The following is a 1,332-nucleotide window of genomic DNA, read 5'->3' on the forward strand; positions in this document are numbered from 1 at the left end:
GGTGTCGGCGCCCCGCAGGTCGTCGCGGCGCTGGCCGGCGCCGGGGCGCGGCATCCGGCGTGGCCGGACTCGTCCGACGGGATCACCCGGCTCGCCGGCCGGTTCCCGGTGGTGGGGCTGTCGAACGCGAGCCGCTCCACCCTGCTGCGGCTGGCCGCGGGGGCGGGGCTGCGCTGGCACCTCGCTCTGTCGGCGGAGGGCGCCGCGTCGTACAAGCCCGCCCCGGAGGTCTACCGGCTCGCGGTCGAGGCCGCGGCGGTCCCGCCCGATCGGCTCCTGATGGTTGCGGCCCACGCGTGGGACCTCCGGGGTGCGGCGGCCGCCGGGATGCGCACCGCATACGTCGACCGGCCCGGTGGCGACCCGCCGGGCGCACACGACCGGTTCGACCTGCACGCCACGGACCTGACCGACCTCGCCGACCAGCTCACCCGAACGGGAGTACGACCGTGCTGATCACCTTCTCCTTCACCCGTCTCGCCGTCCAGGTCCGGCGCTGGTTCGAGATCGGTGCCGACGCCACCATGGAGCGCGGCGCCCGGGTGGAGCTGCTGCTGCTCGACCCGCAGCCGCACCGGGGCAGCGAGTCCGCGGGGCAGCGGCTCGTCGTGGACCGGCCGTTCTGGCGGGCGGACCTGTTCGACCGCATGGACCGACCGGGCGAGTGGGCGGCCGCGCACGTCCACCCGTCGTTCGACGGCGTCGAGCCCGGCGACCGGGTGTTCTCCGAAGCCCTCACCGCGGACCCCTGGGGCTGGCTGGAGGAACAGCTGCGTCGCCCGGCCGACCGGATGCGCGAGGCCGGGCTGGACCCGGCCGATGCCGACGGCGACCTCGAGGACCTGCGCGCCGCGGTCGGGCTGATCGTGGAGGCGGCCCGCCGGTTCGGCCCGGAGCAGTCCCTGACCCGCGACGACGACGCCCGACTGACCCGCGACGCCGCCGAGCGCGTGCGGCGGCTGGTCGCGCTGATCCCGGCGGAGGTCCCCTACGACCGTGAGTACCTGCGGCCGTGGCTGGAGGCGCGGCCCTGAACCTGCACGCGGGGCTTGACCTTCACACCGTGACAGGGTCTGGGGTGGTGCCCATGACGACACCGCAGGACCTCCGTGCGGCCCTGGCCGCCGACGACGCCTCGACCCGGCTGCGGGCGGCGCTCACCGCCGGGTCGGCCCCCGACCCCGCACTCGCCGGTGTCCTGGTCGAGCGGTGCGCGGCCGAGCCGGACCCGTTCGTCCGCGACATGCTGTCCTGGGCGCTGACCCGGCTCTCGGCCGCCGACGTGCTGCCCCGCCTGCGCGTCGAGCTCGGCTCGCCGCGGCCCCGGGCGCG

2 protein-coding genes and 1 pseudogene are annotated in these 1,332 nt (G+C 76.8%); all 3 read left to right on the forward strand.

Annotation, left to right across the window (positions count from 1 at the left end):
- Window positions 1–456 (forward strand): HAD-IA family hydrolase (locus GTW08_RS20780; RefSeq protein ID WP_161152410.1); only part of this gene is annotated, 456 nt, incomplete at its 5' end.
- Window positions 450–1,034: a hypothetical protein gene (locus GTW08_RS20785; protein WP_073577524.1), complete on the forward strand. Its 585-nt coding sequence runs from the start codon at window positions 450–452 to the stop codon at window positions 1,032–1,034. The genes GTW08_RS20780 and GTW08_RS20785, both read left to right, overlap by 7 nt.
- A 53-nt stretch (window positions 1,035–1,087) precedes the next feature.
- Window positions 1,088–1,332, forward strand: a pseudogene (locus GTW08_RS20790) (HEAT repeat domain-containing protein); the annotation flags it as partial.

Source organism: Pseudonocardia sp. SID8383, from assembly GCF_009864975.1.
Taxonomy (GTDB): Bacteria; Actinomycetota; Actinomycetes; order Mycobacteriales; family Pseudonocardiaceae; genus Pseudonocardia; species Pseudonocardia alni.